The organism is Parasphingorhabdus sp. DH2-15, assembly GCF_051668705.1.
Taxonomy (GTDB): domain Bacteria; phylum Pseudomonadota; class Alphaproteobacteria; order Sphingomonadales; family Sphingomonadaceae; genus Alterisphingorhabdus.
The window spans coordinates 2412856-2438766 of the sequence record NZ_CP196351.1 but is presented as its reverse complement, the minus strand read 5'-3'; the positions used below and the strand labels follow the sequence as shown (position 1 = coordinate 2438766).

Sequence of the window (25911 nt, the reverse complement as noted above, 5' to 3'; positions counted from 1 at the left end):
TTATGCCCTAAGGCTTAAGCAGAAAGCGATTTGCGTCCGCGTGCACGGCGTGCGCGCAAAACCTTACGACCACCAACAGAGGCCATACGGCTGCGAAATCCATGACGCCGTTTGCGAACAAGACGGCTGGGCTGAAATGTGCGCTTCATTGCGGCACTCCTGTAATTTTGGCACAACCAATATGTGCGTATATTCGATAATCCGGTTAAGATCGGCAAATTGTCAAAAGCTGTACACAGACAAGCGACATAGCTACGCCGTTCAAGACGCAGGCCATTATCGGCTGCAATGCATCAAGTCAAGCAAAAGCCCGAATTTAGCAGCGATTTGACACCAATTTCTCTTCTCACTCTGAGAGCATAACTCACCTCTCGACTCTATGACATGAAAAGCGTAGCAATAGATTGGAGAACAAAGAGGGGGTAAGGGTTCTTTTCCCATGGTTTCAACGGTTTTGACAACGGCTTATCTGGGGCTGGAAGCACGCAGTGTGGAGGTTCAGGTACAGATTGCTGCAGGCTTGCCCGCATTCATTGTGGTGGGTTTGCCTGATAAAGCTGTTGCAGAAAGCCGTGAACGCGTCCGCGCCGCTTTGGCTGCTTTGGGTTTGGCACTGCCGCCCAAACGAATCACTGTAAACCTCTCTCCGGCGGACTTGCCGAAAGAAGGCTCCCATTATGATTTGCCCATTGCATTGGGGCTTATGGCCGCCATGGGGTTGGTCGATAAAGAGGCTTTGGCTGGTTATGTTGCGGTCGGTGAACTGGCTTTGGACGGACGCTTGGCTTCATCGCCTGGCGTATTGCTTGCGGCTATGCATGCAGCAGACCGTGATTGCGGGCTCATATGCCCCGCAGCACAAGGCAGTGAAGCTGTATGGGCAGGAGATTTGGAAGTCTTGGCAGCGCCTGATCTGTTGTCACTCATCAACCATTTTAAGGGGGAGAATCGCTTGCTTCCGCCGCAAGCTGGAGCGATTGAAGAGGCGACTGCTGGCCCTGATCTCAAACAGGTTAAAGGGCAGGAGACCGCACGCCGCGCTTTGGAAATTGCTGCAGCTGGCGGGCACAATCTGTTGATGTCCGGCCCGCCGGGCGCTGGCAAATCGCTGCTCGCCTCTTGCTTGCCGGGCATATTACCGCCGCTTTCTGCTGCTGAAGCCTTGCAAGTGTCGATGGTGGCGAGCGTTGCAGGCGTGTTGCAAGATGGCAAAATCAGCCGCAATAGACCGTTTAGAGCGCCGCATCACAGTGCATCCATGGCAGCCTTGGTTGGTGGCGGGCTGAAAGTGCGTCCGGGTGAGGTCAGTCTGGCGCATCTGGGGGTGTTGTTCTTGGACGAATTGCCCGAATTTAAGCGCGATGTTCTCGATTCGCTGCGCCAGCCACTCGAAGCGGGTGAGGTCAGCGTGGCACGCGCCAATGCACATGTGACCTTCCCTGCGCGGGTACAGCTTGTCGCAGCGATGAACCCATGCCGCTGCGGCTATTTGAGTGATCCTGCCCAAGCCTGTTCGCGCGCACCGCGCTGCGCCAGTGACTATCAATCACGTATATCAGGGCCATTGCTTGACCGTATTGACCTGCATGTTGATGTAGAGGCTGTTTTGGCCAGTGACCTGATCCGTCCGTCCGATGCCGAAACATCGGCGACCGTAGGGGGCCGCGTTGCCAGTGCGCGAAACGTGCAGCAACAGCGCTATGGTCAGGAAAATGTGCTGACCAATGCGGCATTAAGCGCTGAACAGACGGAGCAATATTGTACCCCGGATCAATCAGGCCAAGACCTGCTGGCACAAGCGGCCGATTCGATGCGCCTGACTGCACGCAGCTATATGCGTATCTTAAAAGTTGCGCGCACCATCGCAGATTTGGCGGGCGCGCAAGAGGTATCGCGCGTGCATATTGCTGAAGCGCTGAGTTATAGGCGGCAATTTAACAGGTCTTAGGCTTCGAGGATCAGCGGCTCACTGGTCTCTTTGGCAGTGCTGCTGGCAGAGGGCGTATTTACCGCTTTGCTGCTTTTATGGCGGAATTGACCATCAACATGGCCGCCTTGTTCAATGCTCAGCGTCTCATAAGCGATATCGCCAGAAATATGCGCACTCGCTTCAATCACCAATTCCTTGGCATCAATAGACCCTTCGACTTTGCCTGCCAGACGTGCTGTCTCAGCAGTAACGGCACCGCTTACAACGCTGTCAGCGCCCTGCACCAGTGATGCACAGCTGATATCGCCTTCAATCTTGCCATCAATATGCAGGTCGACCGTGGCTGTAATATTGCCTGTGATCACAACGTCTGAGCCAATAACTGAAAATGTCGAGCCTGAACCGTTGCGCATAGAATTTCCTGCCTTTGAACTTGTAAGTTTGGAACCGTTATCAGTTTGACGGGCGGGTACGCTGCTTGACGTCGGCTTGGATCGTGAGAACATCGCGATTTGCTTCCAGAAAGGGTTTGGGGTTGATAGCACGGTTGTTAAGCCGAACCTCGAAATGCAAATGGGTGCCGGTTGAGCGGCCTGAACTACCCATGCCGGCAATATGTTGACCAGCTATAACTTTTTGTCCTTCACGGGTTTTTAACACTGCTAAATGGGCATAGCGTGTCATCAAGCCATTGCCGTGGTCAATCTCAACAGTACGGCCATAGCCAGATTTCCATCCAGAGAATGCGACCACGCCAGGCGCTGCTGCATAAATCGGTTGGCGATGGGAACCGCGGAAATCCAATCCACTGTGCATAGCACCGCGGCCTGTAATTGGGTCACGGCGATAGCCAAAGCTGCTGGAAATATCATCCATATCAGCGGGGTTGGCAGATGGAATGCCAGCTAGACCGCGTTCTAAAGCGTCCATGCGTGCCAGCTTTCGGCCCAAGAGCTCAAAGCGTGGATCAATTTGCGAATCTTCTGCGTCGTCCTGAGAACCGCCCAGAAAAGGCAAGAACGGACCGCCTTGTGCAGGGCCAAAGCTGCGTGCAATAATGTCTGGATTAAGGCCCATTTTGCGGATGGCATTTTCCGCTGCAACAGCGCGCTTATCAGCTTCTTTTGTTAAAAGGACAACAAATGCCAATTGACGGGCTTCAATGGCGGCCAGAGCCTGAGCTTCTGGTATTTGTGCGCTTATTTTCGATAATGTTTCTTTGGCATCAGCCGGAGCAGCTTCTTGCAGAAGCGCATCTTTATCGCCCAGTTTGGGGAAATATTGCCCAGTGATATCTTCAATCTGGTCTTGACGATTTTCCAGATCAGAGGCGACATCGCTTATAGATTTTCTGTATTTCGCTATCCGCTCTTCAGATGTGGCGATTTGTGCTTTTTGTTCGTCCAGAGCAACCTTGTCCATGGACACTGTAGCCTGACCAACCGCCATGGTTACGGTGATAGCAAGCCAGATAAAGGCCAGAGCCGATAGCACCATGACAACAGTTATCTGAAGTTTCGATGATATTTTGAGAAACTTCACACGCCCATTTGAGCGCATGAAAAATTCGCGTTCTGGAAAGACTTCTACCAGACGCGCATATACATTATGAATGCGCTGTGTTGATTTCACGATTGCCGACCCCATTATTTTGAGGTTGTCTAGCAAGACTCGGTCTGACTTACGAATCCAACGGACCGGACTCGTGATGAAACGATGGAGTCGTGCGATAAGTTGCAAAAAAATGTCAAAAGTGAAACGTGATAAGGCGTGAATCGCGATAGATTGTGAGAATCACCTTGCTAAAATGCGGCGGTTTATGTCTCCAAATGCGCATATCAGGTCGATATAAATGCGCATATCAGGTCGATATTGCAATGCAGCATGGTTTTTTGACATTTTTGTTATCTGTAAAATGCCCTTGAAGCATGAAGCACTTATCCATTCTCTTGCACATGAAGCCGGCTATATCTAACCCATGATAATGGTCTTTGAAAAACAGCATGCGATGCAATTGCATCAGCAAGAGAACGATCTTTTTGCGCACCATGGCAAAGTCCGCAGGCGCCGTTTGATCGGGCTTATGGGCGGTTCTTTCAATCCAGCGCATGATGGTCATCGATCGATCAGTCTTTTCGCGAAAAAGGCGTTAGGACTTTCTGAGATATGGTGGATGGTTTCGCCCGGTAATCCTCTAAAGGCTGACAGTAAGGATATGGCACCGCTTGCAGCGCGAATGGCCTCTGCCAAAGCGAGGGCAAAGAACACTCCGATAAAAGCCACATTTATTGAGCAGACTATGGGCACGCGCTACACAAAAGATACTTTGCGCGCGATCCGGCTGCGCTATCCGCGGCATGATTTTGTCTGGTTGATGGGCGCTGATAATCTGAAGAATTTTCATGCATGGCGGCAATGGCGTGAAATTGCTCGACAAATGCCGATTGCTGTTATCACCAGACCTGGCTATAATAGTGAAGCAATGACCTCTCCGGCCATGGCATGGTTTGCACGTTTTGTCCGCCCGCGCAGCCAGAGTTTTTTTTGGACACAATGGAGTACGCCAGCGCTGGTGATTTTGCGCTTTCGTCCCGACCCGCGTTCGGCAACGGCAATTCGCCGGACCAACCCCCATTGGCATAAATCATATGCTAACAGCATCGTTCGCGATGATGTAACGCATAAAATATTGCCAGACGGAAGAGGACGAATGTGATGATGAACAGCAAAGCGTATATGTTTAAGGAGGCCCTTTGACTGACCCTGAAGTGGCGCTTTCAGATAGCGCAGCCGACCAATTAGCCGCATCAAGCGACTCAGATATTCTGGTTCAGAAATTGCTGGATACAGTTCTGACGTCACTAGATGATGATCAGGCACAGGAAATTGTGCGTATCGATTTGGATGGCAAAAGCAGCATAGCCGATCATATGGTGATCGCATCGGGTCGCTCGACCCGGCAAGTGGCGTCTATGGCGCAAAAAATGGCTGAACGTATTAAAAAGGCTGGCGGTGCTGCGCGGATTGAAGGCTTACCCAATGCTGATTGGGTGCTGATTGATGCGGGCGATGTTATCGTGCATCTTTTCCGTCCTGAAGTACGCAGCTTTTACAATTTGGAACGTATGTGGGGCTTTGATGAGGCTGCCGAAAATACGGATGACAGCAAAGACGAAGTCGAGGCTTAAACAGCCAATAGATTGCAAGGCGCTGCGCGATTGGCGTCGCTTCTGCGATTTTGGGAAACGCTCATGATGCAATTGCATATAATAGCGCGCGGTAAAATTGGCCGCAGTGAAGAGGGCGCGCTTGTTGACCGCTATCTTGACCGTATAAGCTGGTCGACACGAATAACCGAATTGGCCGATCGCCCCGATGTGCAACCAAAGCCCTGTGACCAATCACCCAGCAAATTGGTCATGCTTGATGAAAAGGGCAAAAACCTGTCATCCATGGATTTTGCGAAAATCCTTGGCGATTGGCGCGATGATGGCGTGCGCGAAACGCGCTTTCTTATTGGCGGTGCAAATGGTTTTGATAGTCAACAAAGGGCAGAGGCTGACCTGTTGACCGCCTTTGGTGCGGCAACTTGGCCGCATCTTATGGCGCGCGCCATGTTGGCGGAACAATTATGGCGGGCAACATCTATCTTGGCGGGCCATCCTTATCACCGTGAAGGTTAGCCCTTATTTTCCAGCGGCTTTTGAGAGCATTTGACCCTTTACCTCAGGCGTCAAAGCCGCCAGAACATGCAAATGGTTAGTAGTGCTTTCACCATATACTCACGCAAGTTGCAGCCATTGCACGTTGTGGCGGCCATGCTTTTGGTGACGGGCTTAGCCGCGATATTGGCAATTCCGGCTTTCGTGTCTGCGCAAAATACCGTTTTGCCCGGCCAGTCATTGCAAGATCAACGCACGGCACTGGAAGCCGCGGAACAAGAGGCAGACGCAGCGAGACAACGCGCGGATATCATACAAAAACGCGCAGATCAGGCGTCGGCCAGTGCAGATAAAGCCAAGCGTCAGGTTGATGCTGTGGCAGCCCAAGTGGAAGCGACCGAGGCGCGTATCAACGCGCTAGAGGTGCGTATCGCCATTATCGCGCAATTGCAGAAACGTCAGCAAAGCCGTTTGGCGGAGCGCCAGCAGCCAGTGATGCGCCTTGCCGCAGCTTTGCAACAGCAATCACGCCGTCCTGTGTCACTGGCATTGGTTAAACCGGGTTCTGTCAACGATCTGGTGCATATGCGCGCAGCGATGGCATCCATCACTCCTCAGGTTGATGCGCTCTCCACCGATATGCGCAAGGATTTGCGGCGCACACAAACATTGCGTGAACAGGCCGATACAGCGGCAAATGCGTTAGTGGCGCAGAGGAGCCAGCTGGACGCGCAGCGAAGTGAGCTTGCCCTGCTGGAAACGCAAAGGCGGACAGAGGCCAGAAATTTGGCAGACGATGCGCGGCGTGAAGAAGATAAGGCTATCGCTCTGGTAGAAGATGCACGTGATATAACACAGCTTATTGGCCGGATTGAAGATAGTGCTGGCCTTCGCGAAGAATTGGCGGCTTTGGCTGGCCCGAAATTGCAGAGCAATAATGATGGGCAAGCTAAGGCTCAAAATGCAGGAAAGCGCGTTTATCTCATGCCGGTCGAAGGGCAAGTGGTGACGGGCTTTGGCGAGGTTTCAACCAGTGGAATTTCGGCGCGCGGTGTGACGTTGCAGGTGCAAGAACGTGCGCAAATCAGTGCGCCCGCAAAAGGCCGTATCGCCTTTGCAGGAGTATATCGCGGCTTTGGACAGATTGTCATTATCGAACATGGCGATGGCTGGACCAGCTTGCTGACAGGATTGCGCACTATTGCTGTCAATGTTGATGACAATGTTGCTCAAGGCGCTGTCATTGGCCGTGCTGTAGGCGGTGATGAATCGGTTTTGCTTGAACTGCGCCGAAAAGGAAAGCCAGTGGATGTCGCGACTTTGATCGCCGCAGGGTAAATCATATTCATGGAGAGAATATTGGCAAACAGAGTAGCGCCGTCATGGGCTGAGAAAATTGTCTATTGGATCGCGACACTGTTGATGTTCGCTTTGATGTTGATCGCGATCATAGGATATCATGCCCGCTATGAAGGATTTGTTGCCACTTTTGCGAGCTATGGCTTCCCGCATTGGGTTGTGCTGCCACTGGCCTATCTTAAATTATTGGCGTTATTGGTGATCGCAATAAACCGCTGGGGCAATTTGAAGCATATCGCCTATGGCGCGTATTTTATAAATATGATCGCAGCGACATATGTTCATGTCGCAAATGGAGAGCAGCCCATCCATGCCTATATTGGATTGGTCGTAGTGATAATGTCTTATGTTTTGAGCAATCGGGTGCGCGGCGTTCCGCCCTATGATGCGTTTATTTTGCCTGCGCGCAGCAGTTAAGAGCGCTATTCCTCAAGCGCTTTGCGCTCTGCTTCAGACAATAGCACACAGCCAAAACCTTCACGAAATTCAGCCTGATTTTCTGCGAGCAATAAAGCCGTTGCAGTCACACGCTTGGCATTTGGGTCATCAGATAGTCCGACAATTTCCATGCCGGGTTCCAAGTCCTTTTCACAGTCACCGAGCGAGCGGCCACCAACATAGCGGCAGGAACAGACCACACGGGCGGCATAGCCGGTGCCAACCTCACTATAACTTTTTATGGCGTTGAAATTCCAAATGATAACCAGCACAATTAAAGCCAAAATCGCGATCAAACCATATGCTGCATAGCGCAAGCGCGATGGACCTTTAGGTGCGCCCGGTTCAGCAATATTCTTTTGTGCTGATGTACTGGCCATTGATAATTTCCCTGTCTAAGCGCAAATGATCTAAGCTGGCATGGCATAACGACAGAATTACAGAAAGTAACCCTGCAAATGACCTCTCTCAATCTAAGATCAGCCATGCTCTCCAAATCTGGATGGGCTATTGGCTTTGGTTTGATGGCCGTTGCAGCGACTGGCTTTATCGCCCTGTCCGGTTCCGCCATTGCAGAGGAAGACCCTGCACAGGGGCAAGCCAATTTTGCCGATGCAGATAATATGAGCGCTGAGGCTATGGCCCGCGCGGTTGCGCCCTTGTTCGAAGAAGATGAATATTCCGAGACGCGGGCCGTTCTGATTATGCAGGATGGCAAGATTGTCGCAGAGCGTTATGGCCCAGGCTATGATGCTGAGACGCGTTTCATCAGCTGGTCCATGGCAAAAACGGTGACGGGCGTTCTGATTGGCATCATGGTGGCAGATGGCCAGCTGGTGCTTGATGAACCAGCACCAGTGCCTGAATGGCTGCGCCCCGGCGACCCGCGCGGCGCGATTACCTTGCGCCAATTGCTGCATATGTCATCTGGTCTGGAGCATGTCGAAGCGGGCGATCCACCCTATGACTCTGATGAAGTGCGCGCGCTATTTACCGATGGTGCGGGTGATGCCGCTGGATATGCCAAGGCCAAATCTCTGACGGCTGTGCCGGGTGAGACATATCAGTATAGCACCAATACCAGCGTCATTTTGGCAGACATAATTACCCGCCAATTGACGAACAGCAAAGACCCGATAATACGCCAAAAGGCGATGGCTGATTTTATTCGCGGGCGCTTGACGGAACCATTGGGCTTAGACAGTTTCTTCCCTGAATATGATGCTTCAGGCACCATGTTGGGCGGCAGCCTGATTCACGCCAATGCACGGGACTGGGCGAAGTTTGGCGAATTTTTGCGCAATCGCGGCGCTGTTGATGGCAGCCAGGTTTTGCCGCGCGAATATGTTGATTTCATGCTCACGCCATCTGCGACTGATCCTGCTTATGGGGGCCATATATGGCTTAATCGCAAACGACCGGAAGGGCGTGGCACAGTGATGTTTCCAGATAATGGCCCCGCCAACATCTTTGGTATGTTAGGGCATTTGGGACAGCAAATTATCGTCTCACCCAATAAGCGGGTTACCATGGTTCGGTTGGGCAAGACGCAGGACAATGTCTTGCGCCCAGTGCATATCAAGATGGGTCAGATATTGGCAGCCATGTAAGCGCCAATATCTGCGCAAATATTATCTCAGCCTAGGTAAAATGTGCCCTCTACAATAGTGCAGCATTGGCCTGATAACCATGCGCGCTCACCGTCAAGCCGGCAACCGACCAATCCGCCGCGCTGGCTCGCCTGATAGGCAGTAAAGCTGTCACGGCCCAGTTGCTTGGCCCAATAAGGCGTCAAAACGGCATGGGCGCTGCCCGTCACACTGTCTTCATCTACACCGCCACCGGGAACAAAAACCCGGCTGATCACATCAGCGCCGCTGGAATGACCGTCTCCTGGCGCTGTACAGATAAACTGGTCATCACCGACGGCTTTTAATGCTTTTAAGTCTGGCGATAGTGCCAGCACATCTGCGGCTGTGGCAAAGCGCAATATATTATATCGCCCGGGATGATATTCCCGTGCGATTGGCTCTGCGCCCAGTAAATCTGTCCAAGATGCGCGTTCAGCTGGTGCAGGTGCGTAAGATGGTAGGGCAAGGCGATAAGCATGTTCCCCCAAAGAGGTATCGCGATGCACTTCCAAAATTCCGGCTTTACGCGTGCGGAATGTGACATGATCGAGATCGGGGCGGTCTTTTAAGATATAATGCCCGCTTGCCAGCGTCGCATGGCCACAAAGTGCGATCTCTACTTCAGGAGTGAACCAGCGCAGTTCATAATCGCTTTCGCCGCTGGCATCCGGCAAAATGAACGCAGTCTCCGCAAAATTATTCTCCTCGCCAATGGCTTGCAAAACTGCATCATCTGGCCAGCTTTGCAGAGGCATGACTGCCGCTTGATTGCCCGTAAAGGGCCTGCTCGCAAAGGCATCAATATGGCAATAGGACAGGCTGTTCGGTAGGTTCATGCTATCGGTCATGGGTAGAGCAATCCTTCATTCCATTGCATATTGTTCAGAATAAATTGGCGGCGATGGTGCAGGCGATTGTCGCGATCTTCCCAGAATTCGATCGTCTGCGGGGTAAGGCAAAAACCGGTCCAATGTGGAGGTCGGGGAATATCCTGCCCTTCATATTGTTGGCGATATGCCTCTAGCCGTGCCGCAAACGTGGCGCGTTCGTCTAAGGGGCGTGACTGATCGGAAGCCCATGCGCCCAACTGGGAATCGCGTGCCCGGCTGGCAAAATAGCCATCAGCAACATCATCAGTGACCTGCGTTAAAGCGCCTTCAATACGTATTTGCCGATGCAGTGATTTCCAGTGAAAGAGCAAAGCAGCTTGCGGATTGGCGCTGATCTCTTCGCCTTTGCGGCTTTGGGTGTTGGTATAGAAAACAAAGCCTTGCGGACTATGTCCCTTTAGCAAAACCATGCGAACCGATGGCGCACCTTTGCTATTGGCAGTGGCCAGCGCCATGGCATTGGGGTCATTGGGCTCGCTGGCTTTTGCCTTGGCGAACCAGTCATCAAACAATGTGAACGGCAAATTTGACATGCTGTTTCTCCGTGCAACAGGGTGTTACGGCAAGATGGTTGACCTTAACTGTTTTGTTACAGTAAGACAGTAGACACCGGAACATAGGCAAAGACATAGTGCTGCGCTGTAAAAAAGGAAGAGCGAACTCTTGATCGTGGAGAAAACCACCACCAAATCTATAATAGATACATCGGCTTATGCTGGGTTAAGGGATTTTGTGGAGACGGCAAATGGCAACTATCATGGCGCATGACCCCTATCAGCTTTTGGGCGTGCAAAAAGGCGCGAGCGAGAAGGACATTAAAAGTGCCTATCGCAAACTGGCTAAGGAACTGCACCCCGATTATAACAAAGACAATCCCGCGAAGGCAGAGAAATTCTCTTTGGTGACACGGGCCTATGATCTGTTGACCGACAAAGATAAGCGCGCGCAATTTGATCGTGGCGAGATTGATATGGATGGCAACCCCGCTGCGCCTTTCGGCTTTGGTGGTGGTGGCTATCGCAGTCATGGGCAAGCCGGCACTGGAGGCGCTGATTTTGGCGGCTTTGGTAATGATGGTATCGATTTTGGTGATATTTTTGACGGGCTATTTGGCGGCGGTGGCTCTCGCGGGTCCGCTGGTGCAGCAGGTCGCGGCCATAGTGCTGCAAAAGGTGCGAATACTGGCTATAAGCTGATGGTGGATTTTATCAGTGCCGTTACTTTGGCGCCGCAAACGGTAACCCTGTCTGATGGCAAGACTGTCAGCATAAAATTGCCCAAAGGTGTTGAGACAGGCACCAAAATCCGTCTGGCGGGCAAGGGGCAAGCAGGGCCAGGTGGTTTTGGCGATGCGATCGTTACCGTAACGCTGGGCAAGCATCCACATTTCCGCAAAGATGGCGACAATGTTTTGCTGGAACTGCCCATCACTTTGAAAGAAGCCGTAGAAGGCGGCAAGGTGCGTGCACCGACCCCTGATGGCGCGATCAACCTGACGGTCAAACCCGGGATGAATGGCGGCCAGCAATTGCGACTGAAAAACCGCGGTTTCCATACCAAAGCGGGCACGCGTGGTGACCTTATCATCACACTGCGCATTGATATTCCTGACAATGATTATGCTTTGGCCCAGTTTGTTAAAGATTGGCAACCGGCTTATGATCCACGCAGTGAGATGCAGCGCTGAATCAGCAAAAATTGTGATGAGGCGCATCAAAAAATTGACCAGCATTACTGGCTGACGCTACTCTATCGCCAAAGGGGCAGCAAAGATGGGCGAAGCCACACAGGATACGCTATCTGATACACAATCTGATTCAAAAGGCGCAAAGCCGGTGGGCGGTTATGCCAGAACTATAGCTATTTTGCGCGACGTGGTTGAGCAAAGCTATGAAGATGGTTTTGTTCTTGCAGGCAATTTTGCCTATCTTAGCCTATTGGCCATTTTCCCCTTCTTCATTGTTGCAGCGGCCGTTGCGGGTGCTTTTGGCCGGACAGAATATGGCTATGAAGCCGTCGAAGCATTTTTGGTAACCTTACCGCCATCCGTGGCACGCGCTCTGTCAGAGCCAGTGCAGTCAGCATTAACCGCACGTACTGGGGCCTTGCTATGGTTCTCGGTCGCTGTGGGATTATGGACAACTGCCAGCCTGATTGAAACGATCAGGGATATTATCCGCCGCGCATATAAAGTCCTGAACTTGCGGCCTTTCTGGCATTATAGGCTCGGTGCGATATTGGCGACGATCATCACTGTGCTGGTCACCATGTTGGCTTTTAGCGCTCAAGTCATGTTGCAGGGTGCACAGCAATTTATTGATCGTCTGATCCCCTTTGCGTCATCGGCGCTTAGCGTCATTGCTTTCAGCCAGCTAGCGACGACATTGCTTTTGTTTGGTGCTTTGTACCTGATGTTCCGCACCATGACCCCGCGTGAATTTCGCCAACGCAAAAGCCCGATATGGCCCGGCCCGCTGTTGATTGCGCTGTTCTGGATGGGCCTTGTGGCGCTGTTGCCGGTATTTTTGACCAACTTCGCCAATTATGATCTGACATATGGCAGCCTTGCAGGGGTAATGATCAGTCTTATCTTCTTTTTTCTCATCGGCTTGGCTATGGTCACTGGAGCGGAGTTAAATGCCGCACTTGCGCGTCATCGGCCTTCTGATGAAGCAGATTGACCAGCACAGTGCATATTTTAGGTGAGAGAGTATGACGACAGATACAGATGCAATTTTATCAGGATCCGGCCAGTTAATGCATGGCAAGCGCGGCCTGATCATGGGGTTGGCCAATAAGAAATCACTGGCCTGGGGCATTGCCAAAAAACTGCGCGCTGCGGGCGCAGAGCTGGCCTTTTCTTATCAGGGTGAGGCTTTGGAAAAGCGGGTTCGCCCATTGGCGAACGAGCTGGGTTCCGATTTTCTAATCCCGTGCGATGTGTCCGATATGGATAATCTTGATGCGGCTTTTGCTGCATTGGCAGACAAATGGGACAGTCTGGATTTTGTCGTTCACGCCATCGGTTTTTCTGACAAGAATGAGCTGCGCGGACAATATGTTGATACCAGTCTCGACAATTTCCTGATGACGATGAATATCTCTGCCTATAGCCTGGTCGCTGTGTCACAGCGCGCGGCAAAGATGATGCCCGAATATGACCCTGAAACCGGGCAAGGCGGGGGCAGCATTGTCACGCTGACCTATTATGGCGCGGAGAAGGTGATCCCGCATTATAATGTCATGGGCGTTGCCAAGGCTGCGCTGGAAACCAGTGTGCAGTATCTGGCCAATGATTTGGGGCCGCGCAATATCCGCGTTAATGCCATTAGCGCAGGGCCGATCAAGACGCTGGCCGCCAGTGGCATTGGTGACTTTCGCTATATTCTGAAATGGAATGAATATAATGCGCCGCTGCGCCGCAATGTGACCATTGATGATGTTGGCGGTGCCGGGCTGTATCTGTGTTCGGATCTATCATCGGGCGTGACGGGTGAAAATCTGCATGTTGATGCGGGCTATCATGTGGTGGGCATGAAACAGGAAGACGCGCCGGATATCGCGCTCGATAAATAAGAGAGGGCTGCGCTGTGTTTAACGCTATTCACCATGTCAATCTGGTCATCCCTAAGGGCGAAGAGCCGCGCGCCAGAGCCTTTTATGAAGGTGTCTTGGGTTTGCCGGAGGTTGAGCAGCCCGATGAGCAAAAGGTCAGTGGCGGTTGCTGGTTTGAACTGGGCACGGTGCGGATACATATCAGCATCGATCCGGATTTTAAGCCATCGACCAAAGCGCATACCGCTTTTCAGATAGATGCCTTACAACCTTTGCGAGAGCGGATTGAGGCGGCGCAGCTTCCGGTTAAAGAGGGCAGTGATGTTGGCGGCCTTGAACGCTTTTTTGCATTTGACCCTTTTGGCAATCGCCTCGAATTCATGGCGCCAATTCGGCAATAGCGTTGCTGTAATATGGGATAGATTAAATAGGTTGAGACTCTAAAGATGCGCCTTGAACAAATTGCATGCTTGGCGCAATAAACAAGCAGGGCCTGCACACTTTTCTAAGAGTGCGGGATTTCAGGGGACGGTAGTTGAGTTTTAACAGTTTCGGACGGCTCTTGCGTTTTAGCACTTGGGGGGAAAGCCATGGCCCTGCCTTGGGCGCGGTGCTGGATGGGTGCCCGCCGGGCATCGCACTGGATGAGGAATTTATCCAACCCTTTATGGATGCCCGCAAACCCGGCACGTCGCGCTATACCACGCAGCGTAAAGAGGCTGATCTGGTGCGCATCATGTCGGGCGTGTTTGAAGGCAAAACCACGGGCACACCCATTAGCCTGATAATCGAAAACACCGATCAGCGATCAAAAGACTATAGCGACATCGCGCAGAAATACCGCCCCGGCCATGCGGATTATGCCTATGATCAGAAATATGGCTTTAGGGATTATCGCGGTGGCGGACGGTCCAGCGCGCGCGAAACGGCTGCGCGGGTGGCAGCGGGCGCAGTGGCGCGCAAAATTATCGATGGCGTGACGATAACAGCCTATGTGTGTGAACTGGGCGGCGATAGTATCGACCGCGCCAAATTTGACGCTGGGCTGATTGATCAGAACCCGTTTTTCTGCCCTGATGCTGCAGCAGCGGAACGTTGGGCAGAAAAGGTTGATGCTGCGCGCAAAGCGGGCAGCTCTTTGGGCGCAATTGTGGAATGCGTGGCGACGGGGGTTCCCGCAGGTTGGGGCGCGCCTGTCTATGCAAAGATGGACAGCGAACTGGCCGCAGCGATGATGAGCATCAATGCCACCAAAGGCGTAGAAATAGGTGATGGCTTTGCTGCCGCGCGTCTGTCTGGCGAAGACAATGCCGATGCCATGCGGCCCGGGGCGGATGGAAAAACCGAATTTATGACCAATCATGCCGGGGGCACGGCGGGCGGTATTAGCACAGGTCAGCCTATTGTGTGCCGCGTGGCCTTTAAACCAACCAGCTCAATTCTCACGCCCGTTGATACCGTTACGCGCGATGGCGAAGCAGCGCAGATTGTCACCAAAGGCCGGCACGACCCCTGTGTCGGCATTCGCGGCACACCGGTTGTCGCGGCGATGATGGCACTGGTGCTGGCCGATCAGAAGCTGCTGCATCAAGGCCAGTGCGGATGATCCTTGAGGCCATCCGCGCGATTATAGCCGAGTGGTCGGCCTATATCGGTCTGGTCATACTGGTGCTGATGTTTGCCGGATTTATATCTGAGCGTTTTCCAGCCGCAGTTGTCGCCATTTTGGGGGCGTGCGCCTTTTTGTTCTTTGGCATTATCGATAGCAAAGGCTTATTTTCCGTCTTTTCCAACCCAGCGCCAATCACTATTGGTGCTATGTTCGTGCTGTCCGGCGCGTTGCTGCGCACCGGCACGATTGATGCGGTTGCGGATATGATTATTCGCCGATCAAAAAAGCGGCCGCGCCTGGCCGTGGCAGAAATGTTCTTGGGCGCCTTTGTTGCTTCTGCCTTTATGAACAATACGCCGGTCGTGCTGGTAATGATCCCGATCATTTTGAAATTGGGCAAAGAGACGGGATATTCGCCAAAAAAACTGCTGATACCGCTCTCATTCATCTGCATATTGGGCGGTACGACCACGCTGATCGGTACATCAACCAACCTGATTGTTGATGCGGTTGCGCAAGATTCCGGTATGGAAGCCTTTGGTATATTCGAGATTACGCCTTTTGGCTTGGTCGCGGCGGGTGCTGGCGTTTTGATGCTGATCTTTTTCAGTTCATGGTTACTACCCGACGGACAAGCGGATTCTATGCTGCCGGGCAGTGATGAATCGGACTTTCTAACCGAATTGACCGTCCGCAATGCATCGGAGTTTAAGGGTAAGAAGGTCAGTGATCTGCCTGTATCCAAGCGTGCCCGTGTTGCGATTACAGCTGTAAAAACGGCTGAACGAACCTATCGGCATAATATCGAAGATGTTGTGCTTTCGGCCGGTGATATCATCGTTACGCGCATGGATTTGCAGGAGCTGATCTCCCTGCGCGGCAATACCAATTACAAAATAGGGATCGTGCGCAAAGGTGATGCCGGCCCAATGGGGGAGTCACTGGTTGAGGCGACGATAGCGCCAAGCCACCCTGCTATTGGCAGCCGGTTATTTGATATCCCTTTTTTAAGCCAGCTTAATGTGCGCATTTTGGGGATGACGCGCTATCGCAATTTGCCGCGCTCTGACCTGCCCAATGCCCGCATTCATGCCGCGGACCGTTTGTTGGTGACCGGCAGCAATGCCGATATTCGCCGCATGTATGAAAACCCCAATTTGTTCGGCATTGTCGAAACAAAAACGCGTGCCTTTCGCCGAGACCGTGCGCCCATTGCAATTGGGGCACTGGCAGCAGTGGTGCTGATGGCTGCGCTGGGCATAGTCTCTATCGCCGTCGCAGCAATATTGGGCGTTGGCGCAATCCTGCTGGCGCGGTGTATTGATGCAGAGGAAGCATGGAGCGCCATTGATGGCAATGTGCTGGTGCTCATCTTTGCTATGTTGGCGGTTGGGCTTGGCCTGCAACAGGCTGGCACGGTCGAGTTGCTGGTGGAGACAGTGCACCCCGTGCTCGCCAATATTCCGCCGCTCGCGTTGATCTTTGTTATCTATCTGATCTCTGTAATCCTGACCGAGATGGTGACCAATAATGCAGTGGCGATTATCATCACGCCGCTCGCCATCAGTCTGGCGCAGGATTTGGGAATTGATCCGCGTCCACTGGTGGTTGCGGTTATGTTTGCCGCATCGGCCAGTTTCGCAACGCCTATAGGCTATCAAACCAATACGTTGGTTTATGCGGCGGGCAATTACCGCTTCACGGACTTTTTCAAGGCCGGTATTCCATTGACCATCGGGGTCGGCTTCTCGACCTGTCTGACGATATATTTTCTGATGATGTGATCTGCTTTTACTGAAAAAACCGTACCCCGTTTTCATTCTGTGTTTCATGCCCTTGCGGCACAGCAATTCTGCGCTAGAACAGGCTAAAGCTTTTTAGGGGACTTTCATGTTGCGCTTTTGGTTCGCCATTCCACTTTGGCAGCGGGTAATTGCTGCGCTGTTTTTGGGTATCATTACTGGCTATTTTTGGGGGCCAGAAGCCGCAAGCATAAAATGGATCGGTGATTTCTTCATCAAAGCGATCAAGATGCTGGTCGTACCATTGATTTTCTTCTCGCTGGTCGCTGGCGTGGCGGCCATTGGCGATATCCGCAAATTGGGTAGCGTTGGCGGACGTGCCCTGTTTCTGTTTGTGATTACTGGCCAGATTGCGGTCTGGCTTGGCCTGTTTCTGGGCACGATGATCAAACCGGGCGAAGGTCTTGATACCAGTGCCATCCCCAGAGGCGAAACGCCACCGCCTAATGAAACAACCGCTATTGATATGATCCTGTCTATCGTGCCTGATAGTCCGGTGCAGGTCATGGCAGATGTGCGCGTGCTACCGCTCATCGTTTTTGCTTTGCTTATTGGTATCGGCATTTTGATGGCTGATGAAGACGGCAAACCGCTTGCCAAGATCTTTGATAGCGGCGCCATTGTGATGCAAAAGGTTACGCTAATCGTTATGGAACTAACGCCTTTTGGCGTGTTCGCTTTGATGGCATGGGTCGCAGGCACATTGGGCCTTGATGCATTGCTGGCGCTGGCGAAGCTGGTCGGCCTGAATTATCTTGGTTGCTTGCTGATCATCATCGTCATGTATTCGGCGATGATCAAGTTCATTGCCAAATTGCCGGTTGTCGATTTCTTTCGCGGCATTATTGATGCCATCGCGGTCAGCTATTCCACGGCTTCGTCAAACGCTACTTTGCCCGTCACTCTGCGCTGTACGCAGCGCAATCTGGGTGTATCGTCCAGCGTGTCCAGCTTTGTCGTGTCACTGGGTGCGACGATCAATATGAACGGCACCGCCATGTATTTGGGGCTGGCGACATTGTTTGGCGCACAGATTTTTGGTGTTGATCTTAGCTGGGGCGATTATTTCCTTATCTCCATATTGGCGACACTGGCGGCCATTGGTGCGGCGGGTATCCCCGGTGCTGGTCTCATCATGATGGCGCTGGTATTTGGCGCGGTTGATGTTCCGCTAGAAACAATCGCTTTTGTTGCCGGTGTGGACCGGATCATGGATATGATGCGCACCACCACCAATGTGTCAGGTGATGCCGCTGTCGCCACAACAGTTGCTGCATTGACGGGTGAGATTGACCGCGAAGAGATGATCAGCGCTGACGATATTTAGATGACTGGGCAGCCTTGTTAGGGCTGAATTGTTATCGTCGCGCCAATAGGCACCAATTGCCATAATTCGTCCATTTCTGCATCGCTGAGCGCTATGCAGCCATCGGTCCAGTCATAGGGCAGGGTGACATCACCCCAGCCATTCATCTGGCCATGAATGAAGATATCTCCGCCGGGCGATTGACCGCGTGCCTCGGCATAGGCGCGGTCAGCTTCATTGGGGTAGGATATGCCAAGTGAAAGATGGGCAATGCTGTTCGGGTTGCGCCGGTCAATGGTGTAGGTGCCTTCGGGTGTGCGTTCATCGCCTTCAAAACGCTTATGGCCAATGGGTTGATCGCCGAAACGGATATTCGCGTATCGGGCAATCACTTTACCCTCTTTATAAAGCACCAAGCTGCGCTCGCTTTTATCAACCAATATCTTGTCCGCTATCAGCCCTTTGGCAATCGCTGCCGCACCGCCAATGGGTGCATCAGAGGCGGAATTGGTCTGACAGGCGGCGAGCAGTAACAGGCCGGACAAAGCGGCTATCCGCATCGCTCTCATTACGGATCGCCTTGCGCAGCAACAGGGCTAAAGCCTGTCACATAACAAATGTCCGTGACGTCAGCGCTGCTGCCCAAAGAGGCGAGGATGCGGATTTCATCACCACGGCACAATTTGCTGCTGACCGAGCGATAGCTTATCTGACTGCTATTTTTCAGGCCGCGACATTCATCGCGAAAATGCACTCTAACATAGCTATTGGCTTTAACCCGAAATTCCAGCACGCCTTTTTGCGGAACACGGTGATCGCGAATGCTGCGCACCAATAGGCAGGAATTTTCTGGTTCGTCTTTTTGCTTAGCCGATGGAAGCGGCTGCGCCATAGCCGTTGAGACAAGGGCGGCAATGCCCGCCAATGGCAACGTAAGCGCAGGTGCTAGTAACAGCCCTTTAGCTGTCATCGGCATCATCTTCGATCAGTTCAATTTCCTGAAATCTGCCTAGCCCGCAACTGGCACGTGGGAAAAGCCCGGGTCCGCCTTGGCTCAAAACGGTAATGATGTCGGACCGACACAGCTGATTAATCGATGTCGAATAGCTAAACGCTTCTTCAAAAGCGAGGCCAGGGCAACGCGCGCGCAAATTGTTGCGATATGTCCTTCCGCCGCGCATGATAAAATCAATGGTATAATCGTCATGCACTTCGGTTCTGCGAATATTGCGCAGTGGAACGCATGTTTGTGGCTCACCAATGGTTTTTGCCGCGGGGGCTTCGCTCTCGCGCTGCTTCTTATCTTCTGCATTGGCGGAAACAGATGCCACTGCGCCCATGAGAGCCAATCCGGCAATAGCAGGTGCCAGAAAATATCGAGAGGGTAAACGCGGCTTCATGGACATAGGATATTCCTTATCATGACATGTTCATCACCAATAAACGTGTCACTGGCTTAGCCGTTCCTGAATGACGCGAAATATCTCGCCAATATCATTTTGGTGCTTTCGTTTTTGCCGTCGGTTTTTTGGTTGCAGTCTTCGGTTCAGGTGTCTTTTTCTTAAACCGGCACAGATCCGCAACGGGGCAGCGCCAGCATTCAGGCGTGCGTGCCTTGCAGATATAGCGGCCATGCAGGATCAGCCAATGATGCGCCCCAACGCGAAAGGGCTTCGGCGTGTGCTTTTCCAGCTTCTTTTCAACTGCCAACACGGTTTTGCCGGGGGCCAGTCCTGTGCGGTTGCCAACCCGGTCAATATGCGTATCGACGGCAAACGTTTCTGCCCCAAAGGCGCAGTTGAGCACAACATTGGCAGTTTTGCGGCCAACACCGGGCAGCGCAACCAGTGCATCACGGTCATTCGGCACTTCGCCATCATGATCGCGGATGAGCGCTTCGGACAGCGCAATCACATTTTTGGCTTTGTTATTATACAGGCCAATTGTTTTGATATGCTGTTTCAGCCCGTCCAGCCCCAGATCAACCATTTGCTGCGGCGTTTTCACCTCTTCAAACAATTTGGCGGTCGCCTTGTTGACCCCAATATCGGTTGATTGCGCAGAACAGGTGACCGCCACTAGCAATTGATAGACATTGCCGTAATTCAGCTCCGTCTCCGGCGCTGGATTCAGCTCCGCCAGACGGCTGTAAAACTCAAAGATATCGTCTTTTTTCATGCGACAAATGCCCGATTGTCAGATTTAAGGATTCTTTGCCTTATGCTCCATCGCATTGCGCACGCGCCATTCGACAGAAGGGTGGGTGTAGAACAGAAACTCCTGCACCGGATGCGGATAGGGATAGCGATATTCGGCGGTCTTCACCTATGCGGGTCAAACCATTGAATACAGGCGTGGCGAGGACGCCAAACAAAGAGACGATGAACAGCAATATCGGGATGGACCGTGCTTCCTGCAGCTTTGCGCTACTGCCGAACAGGCGTGCGAAAAATGGATAAGAGCGATCGGCAAGGAAGAAGAGGATGATAATGGTCAGCGGCACAACAAAGGCGCTGCGCCAGACATGACCGAGAACATAATGGCCAATCTCATGACCGGTCACGGCTTTCACCTCGTCCAGAGAAGCATCTTTCAGAGCAACATCAGATATCGCAATGCGTGCAGATCCGCCTATGCCTGCAACATTGGCCGTGAAATTGTTGGATTGGCGAGAGCCATCAAAAACATAAATACGATCGGCGGGGATATCTGCCTCCGCGGCCATTTCTTCGAGTGCCACGCGCACTTCGCCTTCTGGCAATGGTGTATAGTCATTGAACAATGGCGCAATGACCGTAGGCCCCAGAAGTTGGATGCTGAGCACCGCCACTGCAGCCAGCCCGCCAGACCATAGCCACCAGCGTTTGCCGGTACGACGGATCAGCGCATAGACGCCTAGAAAAAACAGTCCTGCAAGCACAGCTGTAATCACTGTTTCGATCGACCCTTGTATCAGGAAATCCGACAAAGGTTGTGCTGATCTGTCATAGCTGTGTTCGCGTGCCCAATCGGTATAAATACTAAAGGGCAGAGACAGTATCGATGACAATAAAAAGAAGACAGTGCAGGTCAGAAAGGTTCCAAGTTTGCGCCTCTTTTCCCCAAAACGTGCAGCAACTTTATCTAGCAAACCGGAGCGCACGATGATCCATGTAATCAGGGCCGAGACCAATAGCCCGACCAAGATCAACCAATGATTGCCAATCGTATAATTGGCAGACTTTTCCAGCGCTTCTTTGCCCAGGATTTGAATATGGGCCTGTGTGGCCTCATCAACGTTTAAATTGCTCATCTTTGCCCCTCTAAGATACTATATTTTGCTCGTTACAGCCCCAAAACGTCAGACATGGCATAGCGCTGCGCTGTTTTGTCTTTTAGCCAGATGGCTGCTTTTACTGCGCCGCGTGCGAACAGCGCGCGATTTTCTGCGCGGTGGCTTAATGTTATCTGCTCATGCTCGGTTGCCAGCAATACGCTATGATCCCCTGCGACGCTGCCGCCGCGCAGTGATGCAAAGCCGATATCTCCCTCTTTACGCGCACCGGTAATGCCATCACGGCCGCGATCGCTCACGGCGGCCAGATCAACATTGCGGCCTTTGGCAGCGGCTTCCCCCAACAATAATGCTGTCCCTGAAGGCGCATCCACCTTGTGCCGGTGATGCGTCTCGACAATCTCTATATCCCATTCCGGCCCTAAGGTTTCTGCGGCCTGTTTCACCAGAGCGGAGAGCAGAGTGACGCCCAGCGACGTGTTGCCCGTTTGCAAGATTGCGATTGTCTGGCTGGCATTGTCGACCAGATAATGATGACGCTCCTGCAAACCTGTCGTGCCGACAATAATGGGCGTGCCTGCTGCTATACAGGCATCCAAATTGCCTTCCAGCGCGTCGGGCGCGGAAAAGTCTATCATAATGTCCGATTGGGCGGCCAATGCGGCGATATCATCACCTTGATCCACGCCACCGGCCAATACCAGCCCTGCGTCATCAATAGCGACTATAATCGCCTGGCCCATGCGGCCTTTAGCGCCGATCACCCCGATTTTTGTCATAAGTTCTTGTCCTGCATTTTTAATCATGCTTTTTTGCAGTCATGGGGCAAATGCAGGCAATAAACAATATCGTCATTCTCACTGGCGCAGGAATTAGCGCAGAAAGTGGCATTGCAACATTTCGCGGACCGGATGGCCTGTGGGAGGGGCAGCGGGTTGAAGATGTTGCAACGCCAGAAGCCTTTATGCGTGACCCCGCGCTAGTGCAGACATTTTATGATCAGCGCCGCGCTGCATTAACGGCGGTGGAACCCAATGCTGCACATCATGCACTGGCGCTGCTGGACAAAAAATGGTCGGGCGACTTTCTGCTGGTCACGCAGAATGTTGATGATCTTCATGACCGTGCTGCGGCGGATATGGGCATAGATGGACGGCTGCTCCATATGCATGGCCAATTGCGCAGTGCATGGTGTCTCAATTGCGATAAGCGCTCTGAATGGACAGACGATCTGTCCGGCGCACCGGCCTGTCCACAATGCGGGCAAAGCGGATTTATGCGGCCAGATATCGTGTGGTTTGGCGAAATGCCCTATGCAATGCGGGCAATAGAAACCGCTTTGGCAAAATGTGATCTGTTTGTGTCTATTGGTACGTCCGGCGCGGTCTATCCAGCAGCAGGCTTTGTGCAAACGGCGCGGCGCTATGGGGCGCAAACGCTGGAGCTTAATCTGGATGTGTCGAACGGATCGAACCAGTTTGACGAAACACGCCAAGGCCCCGCAACGGTGCTTGTGCCCGCATGGGTGGAAAGCCTGTTGGCTGCTTAAACTTTTTATAGATACGTGCTAAGCGTTGCGCGTTAAAATCTGAAACAAAATCCAAACGATCAGCACCAAATAGGTCACCCATGTGCCAATCACGCCCAATGCGCGGGCAGGTGGCGGGCCTTTGTCGAGCACGGGCTGATGCAGGCCAATGATATGGGCCGCGCGTGAGGCGAGAAACAACACCGCTACACCGGTAAGCGCCAAGTGGTTGACGGGCACCATCTCCAGCAGAGCGATCATAATCACCGCCATAGGGGCATGTTCGGTAAGGTTGCCATGGCTGCGCGCAGCAGAAACCAAAGGCTGATTAGCATCATCAAGACCAAAAGCGGCAGAGGACTTAAAACGTTGTCGCACCGTGGCTATTGCTGTTAGCAAAATCATGATGGCCAATATGGCGGCGGTGAGAGCGGTTACCGGTAATGTCATTATCTGCCCCTTAAAATCATGGCGCACTGCGCCAAATGCGCCTGCGTGGTGACTATTCAGCTTTTTTCAGGTGACCGCAAGTGCGGCATTCCCCATCTTTGAACAGGTTGATGCCGCGCATTGAGGGTTTCAGGCCGTCAATCAGCTGCAATTTGCCCTTTTGCTCTTGGCCAAAACCAGTGACAAAGCGCATCGCTTCAACTGCGGCCATGGTGCCAACCATACCCACCATCGCGCCCAATACGCCCATCTCTGCACAATTGTCGCAATCATCGCTGTCAAAAGCATCGCCAACGAAGCAGCGATAGCATGGGGCATCGGGCAAATGACCCTGAAAGACGCCAACCTGACCCTGAAAGCGGCCAATGGCTGCACTAACCAAAGGCACGCGATGTGCAACCGCCCAATCATTGATCGACAGGCGGCTGGCAAAATTGTCTGTGCCGTCTAGTATAAGGTCTGGTTGAGCACTTTCTGTAAATTCATGCTGCGCGGTAAACTTTTGATTATAAGCGTTTATATTGGAATTAGGATTGAGCAGTTTTAGCTTTTCTGCCGCGCTTTCAGCCTTGGACTGACCGATCTCTTGCGGCCCGAATAATGTTTGGCGATGCAGATTGCTCAGCGATACCTCATCATCATCAAAAATCGATATTTTGCCAATGCCGCCACTGGCCAGATAGAGCAATGCAGGGCAACCAATGCCGCCAGCGCCAATAACCGCAATATGGGTGTTCTTTAATCGGGTTTGCCCGACACCGCCAATATCGGGCAGAATAATCTGCCGTGCATAAAGGTCCAATTCATGGTCGTTAAGCGGTTCCATGGATGGTGATTAGCATCAGCCAGAGCTGCAAGCCAGATCAGCTTTCTAGTTGCTGCAAAAGGCTGCGCACATCGCTGTCCATATCCTGATCGCGCACGCGCAAATCTTCGATCAAGCGTACGGCATGGATGACCGTGCTGTGATCACGTCCACCAAATTTGCGACCAATTTCTGGGTAAGAACGCGGTGTGAGCACTTTTGCCAGATACATGGCGACTTGACGCGGGCGCACAATGGCACGTGCACGGCGCTTGGATGCCATCTCGCTGCGATCCAGCTTGTAATAATGACAAACGGTGCGCTGTATCTCGTCAATCGTCACGCGGCGGCGATTGGCGGTCAAAATATCGGTTAGCTGATTTTCAGCCACGCCCAAGGACATGGGTTGCCCCGTAAGCTGTGTATAGGCGATCAGCTTGTTGAGCGCGCCAACAAGCTCACGCAGGTTGCGACTAATTGTGCGGGCCAGAAATTCGATCACATCATCATTAAGTGGGCATGGCTCAATATGCGCGATATGGTGCTTTAAGATTTCGCGGCGCAGGTCAACGCCGGCCGGCGCAATATCTGCAACCAAACCCATGGACAGGCGGGACAGCAAACGCTGGTCAACGCCGTCAAGTGATTGGGGCGCACGGTCAGAAGCAAAGACAAGCCGTTTGCCAGCCGTCATCAGAGCATCAACTGTGTGCAGAAACTCCTCTTGTGTGGAATTTTTGCCGATGATGAACTGGATGTCGTCCACCAGCAGCATATCGAAGCTGCGCAGACGGTTTTTGAACTCCATCACTTCATTCCGGCGCATGGCCGAAACAAATTCTACCATGAATTTCTCTGCAGAGCAGTAGTAAATCCGCGCATCGGGCATGGTTTTAGAGAAACGATTGGCGATGGCGTGGAGAAGGTGGGTTTTGCCCTGACCTGTTGGTGCTTTGACATAGAGCGGACTGAATTGCGGTTTCTCGCGTGCGGCCATACGCTCACCCGCATTGCGGGCGAGCACATTATTTTCGCCTTGCAGATAATTATCAAACTGCAAATCTTTGTCGATGCCTTGCGCATCACAGATATTGTGCGTGGCTGCTGCGGTAAATTCTTGCGGCAATGTGTGCAGGCTGTCTGCGCCCGATGCGCGTACACGCTGCAATATATTAGCGCCGGGTTTGGCAATAATCTGCACTGACTGTACGTCGGGGCGGGTTATCTTCCACGCTAGCGCCAACCTGTCGGCGAAGCGATCATTAACCCAATTCGCGGAAAATTCAGAAGGAAGATACAGTTCTAAAGTACCAGTGTTTTTACAAAACCGTCCCGGATGAATAGGCTTGATCCACTGGTTATGCTGCTGCGCGCCAATATCCTTACGGATACCGATGCTGATATCATTCCAGTCTGCCAGAAACTCCTGAGCGGTTTGTTCATCACTCATATCTTCATTGTCACCGTCGCTTATAGAAAAATTCTGTACATATTTGCCGCTTTTAGACACTGAGTATCGTCCCCCGAACATCATGCACCCAATTCGCAATCAGGCACGCCCATCACAGCTTTGCCAGCAGAGCCAGCAAACCCTTTTATTCTATTCCGCCATCTGTGATCGCGGAGTATTTGCCTCGAAATAATATTACGAACCTTGCTCGTTCTAAGA

30 protein-coding genes are annotated in these 25911 nt (G+C 52.4%); 15 read left to right on the top strand and 15 right to left on the bottom strand.

Annotated features, from left to right (window positions below):
- Window positions 1-14: 14 nt before the first annotated feature.
- Window positions 15-149, bottom strand: coding sequence for a 50S ribosomal protein L34 (gene rpmH, locus ACR9YC_RS11340; protein WP_438727722.1), 135 nt, complete (start codon window positions 147-149; stop codon window positions 15-17).
- 290 nt (window positions 150-439) lie between these two features.
- Between rpmH and ACR9YC_RS11335 the strand changes: the two genes are divergently transcribed.
- Window positions 440-1948 carry a YifB family Mg chelatase-like AAA ATPase gene (locus tag ACR9YC_RS11335; protein ID WP_438727720.1) on the top strand — a complete coding sequence of 503 codons (1509 nt, stop codon included), beginning with the start codon at window positions 440-442 and terminating at the stop codon, window positions 1946-1948.
- Here the strand turns inward: ACR9YC_RS11335 and ACR9YC_RS11330 are convergent.
- Together ACR9YC_RS11330 and ACR9YC_RS11325 are read right to left on the bottom strand one after the other, a co-directional pair.
- A complete protein-coding gene (locus ACR9YC_RS11330) occupies window positions 1945-2343 on the bottom strand; it encodes a bactofilin family protein (protein WP_438727718.1) in 399 nt (132 codons plus the stop codon). The two genes, ACR9YC_RS11335 and ACR9YC_RS11330, sit on opposite strands and share 4 nt — an antisense overlap.
- 40 nt (window positions 2344-2383) lie before the next feature.
- Window positions 2384-3562, bottom strand: a complete 1179-nt coding sequence (locus ACR9YC_RS11325) for a M23 family metallopeptidase (protein WP_438727716.1) — start codon at window positions 3560-3562, stop codon at window positions 2384-2386.
- 451 nt (window positions 3563-4013) lie between these two features.
- Here ACR9YC_RS11325 and ACR9YC_RS11320 point away from each other — a divergent pair, with 451 nt between their 5' ends.
- From ACR9YC_RS11320 to ACR9YC_RS11300, 5 genes are all read left to right on the top strand, one after another.
- A complete protein-coding gene (locus ACR9YC_RS11320; RefSeq protein WP_438731792.1) occupies window positions 4014-4646 on the top strand; it encodes a nicotinate-nucleotide adenylyltransferase in 633 nt (210 codons plus the stop codon).
- A gap of 106 nt (window positions 4647-4752) precedes the next feature.
- Entirely contained in the window at window positions 4753-5118 is a 366-nt protein-coding gene (gene rsfS / locus ACR9YC_RS11315) for a ribosome silencing factor (RefSeq protein ID WP_438731789.1), read from the top strand.
- Window positions 5119-5184: 66 nt separating this feature from the next.
- A complete protein-coding gene (locus tag ACR9YC_RS11310) occupies window positions 5185-5613 on the top strand; it encodes a 23S rRNA (pseudouridine(1915)-N(3))-methyltransferase RlmH (RefSeq protein ID WP_438731786.1) in 429 nt (142 codons plus the stop codon).
- Window positions 5614-5679: 66 nt separating this feature from the next.
- Complete coding sequence (locus ACR9YC_RS11305; protein ID WP_438727714.1) at window positions 5680-6930, top strand: murein hydrolase activator EnvC family protein; 1251 nt, start codon at window positions 5680-5682, stop codon at window positions 6928-6930.
- 21 nt (window positions 6931-6951) lie between these two features.
- Complete coding sequence (locus ACR9YC_RS11300; RefSeq protein WP_438727712.1) at window positions 6952-7368, top strand: DoxX family protein; 417 nt, start codon at window positions 6952-6954, stop codon at window positions 7366-7368.
- Window positions 7369-7373: 5 nt separating this feature from the next.
- Here ACR9YC_RS11300 and ACR9YC_RS11295 read toward each other — a convergent pair whose 3' ends face one another.
- Complete coding sequence (locus ACR9YC_RS11295; protein ID WP_438727710.1) at window positions 7374-7769, bottom strand: hypothetical protein; 396 nt, start codon at window positions 7767-7769, stop codon at window positions 7374-7376.
- A 78-nt stretch (window positions 7770-7847) separates the two neighbouring features.
- On the opposite strand from ACR9YC_RS11295, the gene ACR9YC_RS11290 reads away from it, so the two are divergent.
- Complete coding sequence (locus ACR9YC_RS11290) at window positions 7848-8999, top strand: serine hydrolase domain-containing protein (protein ID WP_438727708.1); 1152 nt, start codon at window positions 7848-7850, stop codon at window positions 8997-8999.
- A gap of 26 nt (window positions 9000-9025) precedes the next feature.
- Here the strand turns inward: ACR9YC_RS11290 and ACR9YC_RS11285 are convergent, their stop codons facing one another.
- The gene (locus ACR9YC_RS11285; RefSeq protein ID WP_438727706.1) at window positions 9026-9868 is read right to left on the bottom strand and encodes a PhzF family phenazine biosynthesis protein; all 843 of its coding nucleotides are present in this window, start codon (window positions 9866-9868) and stop codon (window positions 9026-9028) included.
- Window positions 9865-10443, bottom strand: coding sequence for a pyridoxamine 5'-phosphate oxidase (gene pdxH / locus ACR9YC_RS11280; protein WP_438727705.1), 579 nt, complete (start codon window positions 10441-10443; stop codon window positions 9865-9867). Before pdxH ends, ACR9YC_RS11285 begins: the two co-directional genes overlap by 4 nt.
- A gap of 212 nt (window positions 10444-10655) precedes the next feature.
- Here pdxH and ACR9YC_RS11275 point away from each other — a divergent pair, with 212 nt between their 5' ends.
- The 7 genes from ACR9YC_RS11275 (at window position 10656) to ACR9YC_RS11245 (ending at window position 18206) form a co-directional block, all read left to right on the top strand.
- A complete protein-coding gene (locus ACR9YC_RS11275) occupies window positions 10656-11597 on the top strand; it encodes a DnaJ C-terminal domain-containing protein (protein ID WP_438727704.1) in 942 nt (313 codons plus the stop codon).
- Between the two features lie 85 nt (window positions 11598-11682).
- The gene (locus ACR9YC_RS11270; protein ID WP_438727702.1) at window positions 11683-12591 is read left to right on the top strand and encodes a YihY/virulence factor BrkB family protein; all 909 of its coding nucleotides are present in this window, start codon (window positions 11683-11685) and stop codon (window positions 12589-12591) included.
- A 76-nt stretch (window positions 12592-12667) separates the two neighbouring features.
- Entirely contained in the window at window positions 12668-13486 is an 819-nt protein-coding gene (gene fabI / locus ACR9YC_RS11265; RefSeq protein WP_438731783.1) for an enoyl-ACP reductase FabI, read from the top strand.
- Between the two features lie 14 nt (window positions 13487-13500).
- Complete coding sequence (locus ACR9YC_RS11260) at window positions 13501-13866, top strand: VOC family protein (RefSeq protein WP_438727700.1); 366 nt, start codon at window positions 13501-13503, stop codon at window positions 13864-13866.
- Between the two features lie 134 nt (window positions 13867-14000).
- A complete protein-coding gene (aroC, locus tag ACR9YC_RS11255; RefSeq protein WP_438727697.1) occupies window positions 14001-15071 on the top strand; it encodes a chorismate synthase in 1071 nt (356 codons plus the stop codon).
- Window positions 15068-16861: an SLC13 family permease gene (locus tag ACR9YC_RS11250; RefSeq protein WP_438727695.1), complete on the top strand. Its 1794-nt coding sequence runs from the start codon at window positions 15068-15070 to the stop codon at window positions 16859-16861. Before aroC ends, ACR9YC_RS11250 begins: the two co-directional genes overlap by 4 nt.
- Window positions 16862-16967: 106 nt before the next feature.
- On the top strand, window positions 16968-18206 hold the full coding sequence (locus ACR9YC_RS11245) for a dicarboxylate/amino acid:cation symporter (protein ID WP_438727693.1): 1239 nt from the start codon (window positions 16968-16970) through the stop codon (window positions 18204-18206).
- 17 nt (window positions 18207-18223) lie between these two features.
- Here the strand turns inward: ACR9YC_RS11245 and ACR9YC_RS11240 are convergent, their stop codons facing one another.
- From ACR9YC_RS11240 to dapB, 6 genes are all read right to left on the bottom strand, one after another.
- Window positions 18224-18754: a L,D-transpeptidase family protein gene (locus tag ACR9YC_RS11240; protein ID WP_438727691.1), complete on the bottom strand. Its 531-nt coding sequence runs from the start codon at window positions 18752-18754 to the stop codon at window positions 18224-18226.
- Window positions 18754-19155: a hypothetical protein gene (locus ACR9YC_RS11235; RefSeq protein WP_438727689.1), complete on the bottom strand. Its 402-nt coding sequence runs from the start codon at window positions 19153-19155 to the stop codon at window positions 18754-18756. The genes ACR9YC_RS11240 and ACR9YC_RS11235 overlap by 1 nt, the downstream gene beginning before the upstream one ends.
- Window positions 19145-19591 carry a hypothetical protein gene (locus ACR9YC_RS11230; protein WP_438727687.1) on the bottom strand — a complete coding sequence of 149 codons (447 nt, stop codon included), beginning with the start codon at window positions 19589-19591 and terminating at the stop codon, window positions 19145-19147. Before ACR9YC_RS11230 ends, ACR9YC_RS11235 begins: the two co-directional genes overlap by 11 nt.
- Window positions 19592-19679: 88 nt before the next feature.
- Entirely contained in the window at window positions 19680-20363 is a 684-nt protein-coding gene (nth, locus tag ACR9YC_RS11225) for an endonuclease III (protein WP_438727685.1), read from the bottom strand.
- A 40-nt stretch (window positions 20364-20403) separates the two neighbouring features.
- Window positions 20404-21477, bottom strand: a complete 1074-nt coding sequence (locus ACR9YC_RS11220; protein ID WP_438727683.1) for a M48 family metalloprotease — start codon at window positions 21475-21477, stop codon at window positions 20404-20406.
- Between the two features lie 32 nt (window positions 21478-21509).
- Entirely contained in the window at window positions 21510-22238 is a 729-nt protein-coding gene (dapB, locus tag ACR9YC_RS11215) for a 4-hydroxy-tetrahydrodipicolinate reductase (protein ID WP_438727681.1), read from the bottom strand.
- 50 nt (window positions 22239-22288) lie between these two features.
- On the opposite strand from dapB, the gene ACR9YC_RS11210 reads away from it, so the two are divergent.
- Complete coding sequence (locus ACR9YC_RS11210) at window positions 22289-23008, top strand: NAD-dependent deacylase (protein WP_438727679.1); 720 nt, start codon at window positions 22289-22291, stop codon at window positions 23006-23008.
- Window positions 23009-23026: 18 nt separating this feature from the next.
- Here ACR9YC_RS11210 and ACR9YC_RS11205 read toward each other — a convergent pair whose 3' ends face one another.
- From ACR9YC_RS11205 to dnaA, 3 genes are read right to left on the bottom strand one after another with little or no spacing between them, the layout of a single operon-like run.
- Entirely contained in the window at window positions 23027-23437 is a 411-nt protein-coding gene (locus ACR9YC_RS11205; RefSeq protein WP_438727677.1) for an MAPEG family protein, read from the bottom strand.
- 52 nt (window positions 23438-23489) lie between these two features.
- Window positions 23490-24263: a HesA/MoeB/ThiF family protein gene (locus ACR9YC_RS11200; RefSeq protein ID WP_438727675.1), complete on the bottom strand. Its 774-nt coding sequence runs from the start codon at window positions 24261-24263 to the stop codon at window positions 23490-23492.
- A 37-nt stretch (window positions 24264-24300) separates the two neighbouring features.
- Entirely contained in the window at window positions 24301-25692 is a 1392-nt protein-coding gene (gene dnaA, locus ACR9YC_RS11195) for a chromosomal replication initiator protein DnaA (protein ID WP_438727673.1), read from the bottom strand.
- Window positions 25693-25911 lie beyond the last annotated feature (219 nt).

Bases quoted from the DNA above. Each gene is read 5' to 3' on its own strand.
- rpmH (WP_438727722.1), bottom strand. From the start codon at position 149: ATGAAGCGCACATTTCAGCCCAGCCGTCTTGTTCGCAAACGGCGTCAT.
- ACR9YC_RS11335 (WP_438727720.1), top strand. From the start codon at position 440: ATGGTTTCAACGGTTTTGACAACGGCTTATCTGGGGCTGGAAGCACGC.
- ACR9YC_RS11330 (WP_438727718.1), bottom strand. From the start codon at position 2,343: ATGCGCAACGGTTCAGGCTCGACATTTTCAGTTATTGGCTCAGACGTT.
- ACR9YC_RS11320 (WP_438731792.1), top strand. From the start codon at position 4,014: ATGGGCGGTTCTTTCAATCCAGCGCATGATGGTCATCGATCGATCAGT.
- ACR9YC_RS11310 (WP_438731786.1), top strand. From the start codon at position 5,185: ATGCAATTGCATATAATAGCGCGCGGTAAAATTGGCCGCAGTGAAGAG.
- ACR9YC_RS11305 (WP_438727714.1), top strand. From the start codon at position 5,680: ATGCAAATGGTTAGTAGTGCTTTCACCATATACTCACGCAAGTTGCAG.
- ACR9YC_RS11295 (WP_438727710.1), bottom strand. From the start codon at position 7,769: ATGGCCAGTACATCAGCACAAAAGAATATTGCTGAACCGGGCGCACCT.
- ACR9YC_RS11290 (WP_438727708.1), top strand. From the start codon at position 7,848: ATGACCTCTCTCAATCTAAGATCAGCCATGCTCTCCAAATCTGGATGG.
- ACR9YC_RS11285 (WP_438727706.1), bottom strand. From the start codon at position 9,868: ATGACCGATAGCATGAACCTACCGAACAGCCTGTCCTATTGCCATATT.
- pdxH (WP_438727705.1), bottom strand. From the start codon at position 10,443: ATGTCAAATTTGCCGTTCACATTGTTTGATGACTGGTTCGCCAAGGCA.
- ACR9YC_RS11275 (WP_438727704.1), top strand. From the start codon at position 10,656: ATGGCAACTATCATGGCGCATGACCCCTATCAGCTTTTGGGCGTGCAA.
- ACR9YC_RS11270 (WP_438727702.1), top strand. From the start codon at position 11,683: ATGGGCGAAGCCACACAGGATACGCTATCTGATACACAATCTGATTCA.
- fabI (WP_438731783.1), top strand. From the start codon at position 12,668: ATGCATGGCAAGCGCGGCCTGATCATGGGGTTGGCCAATAAGAAATCA.
- ACR9YC_RS11250 (WP_438727695.1), top strand. From the start codon at position 15,068: ATGATCCTTGAGGCCATCCGCGCGATTATAGCCGAGTGGTCGGCCTAT.
- ACR9YC_RS11245 (WP_438727693.1), top strand. From the start codon at position 16,968: ATGTTGCGCTTTTGGTTCGCCATTCCACTTTGGCAGCGGGTAATTGCT.
- ACR9YC_RS11240 (WP_438727691.1), bottom strand. From the start codon at position 18,754: ATGAGAGCGATGCGGATAGCCGCTTTGTCCGGCCTGTTACTGCTCGCC.
- ACR9YC_RS11235 (WP_438727689.1), bottom strand. From the start codon at position 19,155: ATGACAGCTAAAGGGCTGTTACTAGCACCTGCGCTTACGTTGCCATTG.
- ACR9YC_RS11230 (WP_438727687.1), bottom strand. From the start codon at position 19,591: ATGTCCATGAAGCCGCGTTTACCCTCTCGATATTTTCTGGCACCTGCT.
- nth (WP_438727685.1), bottom strand. From the start codon at position 20,363: ATGAAAAAAGACGATATCTTTGAGTTTTACAGCCGTCTGGCGGAGCTG.
- ACR9YC_RS11220 (WP_438727683.1), bottom strand. From the start codon at position 21,477: ATGAGCAATTTAAACGTTGATGAGGCCACACAGGCCCATATTCAAATC.
- dapB (WP_438727681.1), bottom strand. From the start codon at position 22,238: ATGACAAAAATCGGGGTGATCGGCGCTAAAGGCCGCATGGGCCAGGCG.
- ACR9YC_RS11210 (WP_438727679.1), top strand. From the start codon at position 22,289: ATGCAGGCAATAAACAATATCGTCATTCTCACTGGCGCAGGAATTAGC.
- ACR9YC_RS11205 (WP_438727677.1), bottom strand. From the start codon at position 23,437: ATGACATTACCGGTAACCGCTCTCACCGCCGCCATATTGGCCATCATG.
- ACR9YC_RS11200 (WP_438727675.1), bottom strand. From the start codon at position 24,263: ATGGAACCGCTTAACGACCATGAATTGGACCTTTATGCACGGCAGATT.
- dnaA (WP_438727673.1), bottom strand. From the start codon at position 25,692: ATGAGTGATGAACAAACCGCTCAGGAGTTTCTGGCAGACTGGAATGAT.